Annotated in this window: 2 protein-coding genes; one reads left to right on the forward strand and one right to left on the reverse strand. The window is 68.8% G+C overall.

Annotated elements, in window-relative coordinates; translation table 11 throughout:
* Positions 1-122: 122 nt before the first annotated feature.
* Complete coding sequence (locus ABZ826_RS39280) at positions 123-1,064, forward strand: IS5 family transposase (RefSeq protein WP_361459387.1); 942 nt, start codon at positions 123-125, stop codon at positions 1,062-1,064.
* Here ABZ826_RS39280 and ABZ826_RS39285 read toward each other — a convergent pair.
* A complete protein-coding gene (locus ABZ826_RS39285) occupies positions 1,024-1,593 on the reverse strand; it encodes a hypothetical protein (RefSeq protein ID WP_361459389.1) in 570 nt (189 codons plus the stop codon). The two genes, ABZ826_RS39280 and ABZ826_RS39285, sit on opposite strands and share 41 nt — an antisense overlap.
* Positions 1,594-1,709 lie beyond the last annotated feature (116 nt).

The following is a 1,709-nucleotide window of genomic DNA, read 5'->3' on the forward strand; positions in this document are numbered from 1 at the left end:
ACTGGCTGTTGCTCATTCGGCCGTGATGCTTGACGGTCGAACGGGGGTGCCAGCCGGGTCCACCTTCGAATGATCATTTAGCGGTCCGCGCATGAAAGCAGGGCCTCCTGCACAGCTCGGGGATGTCGAAGTCCAACGAGCAGGAGGAGACCCTGGTGTTCCAGTCTGTCGCGCCCGCTGCCGCGACGTCCAACTCCGGCGTGTCGCGGTGCGATTGCCTGGCCCACCGATTCGGGAACGCCGGCGACCACCCTGACCGGGCAGCACGCTATCCGTCCGATACGACCGATGCCGAGTGGGCGATCGTGCGCGCGGCCATGCCGGTCCCGGCCTGGCTGGAGAGCCGGCGTGGACGCCCGGAGTCCTACTGCCACCGCCAGATGCTCGACGCCGTCTTCTATCTCCTGGACGGCGGCATCAAGTGGCGTGCGATGCCCCTCGACTTCCCGCCCTGGGACCGCGTCTACGCTTTCTTCCGCCGCTGGCGGGACCGCGGATTGACCATCGAGCTGCACGACCGGTTGCGCGCGAAGGTACGCGAGGACGCGGGCCGTGACCCCGAGCCGACCGCGGCCATCATCGATTCGCAGACCATCCGCTCCACCCCCACCATCCCGGTGGCCACCTCCGGCTACGACGGCAACAAGAAGACGGTCGGCCGCAAACGCCACCTGCTGACCGACACCATCGGCATGCTGCTGGCCGTCACCGTCACCCCCGCCGATGTCGGCGACCGCGACGCCGGCCAGCACCTGATCGAACGCGCCGGCGCACGCCACCACCGCATCCGGCTTATCTGGGCCGACGGCGGATACACCGGTTTCCTGGTGTCGTGGTGCGCGGCCGTACTCGGCCTGATCCTTGAGATCGTCAAGCGCAGTGACGACGCGGAAGGCTTCGAGATCCTGCCGCGCCGTTGGGTAGTGGAGCGCACCAACGCGTGGCTGTGCCGCACCCGCCGCCTGGACCGCGACTACGAGCGGCGCCCCGACTCGTCCGAGGCGATGATCTACTGGTCGATGGTCATGCTGATGCGGCGCCGGCTGGCCCGTCGGCCAGGGTGAACTTCCCCGCCGAGGTCTGGGTCAGCCAGCCGCGCTCGGCCAGGCGGCGGGCCCGAGAGCGCACCACTCCCTCGATCTTCGACGGCGTCAGTTCGACGCCCATCGCGGTGGCGATCTGCTTACAGGTCATCGGCTCCTCGCTGCGGCGCCGGGCGTCGGCCAGGACGGCAAGGATGCGCTGGTAGTCCACCGCGAGCGCTCCAGGATCGGCACCAGGACTCCACGGCGGCAGGATCGATCCGGGGCGCGCGGCAACGACGGCAGGAGTGCCCGGCTTACGGTCCACCGGCGGAACTTCAGGCTCCTCCACCGCCTGCCCGGCAGACTCGGCGGCAGAGTCCGCAGCGTCGTCCTGCTGCTGCCCGGCCAGGACCCGGCCGACCCGCTGCTGGGCGATGACCAGCTCCTGCCAGTCGGTCTCGGATTCGTGCAACTCAGCCAGCAGCCGGTCCGTCTGCTCGCGCAGCACCTCCACCCGCCGCCGGGCGGCGCGTTCTTCGGCTTCCAGCAGTCCCATTACCGACGGCATTGGCGGCATCCTCCCTCTCGGCAGCAACATGCTGGAACAGTTCTGCCGCACCACCGGGGCGCCTATGCCTGACCTGCGGAAACCAACCGATCACACTCGAAAGAACAACAGCCAGT

Source organism: Streptomyces sp. NPDC047515, from assembly GCF_040643055.1.
Lineage (GTDB): Bacteria > Actinomycetota > Actinomycetes > Streptomycetales > Streptomycetaceae > Streptomyces.

Coding starts and splice junctions, on each gene's coding strand:
- ABZ826_RS39280 (WP_361459387.1), top strand. CDS start 123: ATGTCGAAGTCCAACGAGCAGGAGGAGACCCTGGTGTTCCAGTCTGTC.
- ABZ826_RS39285 (WP_361459389.1), bottom strand. CDS start 1,593: ATGCCGTCGGTAATGGGACTGCTGGAAGCCGAAGAACGCGCCGCCCGG.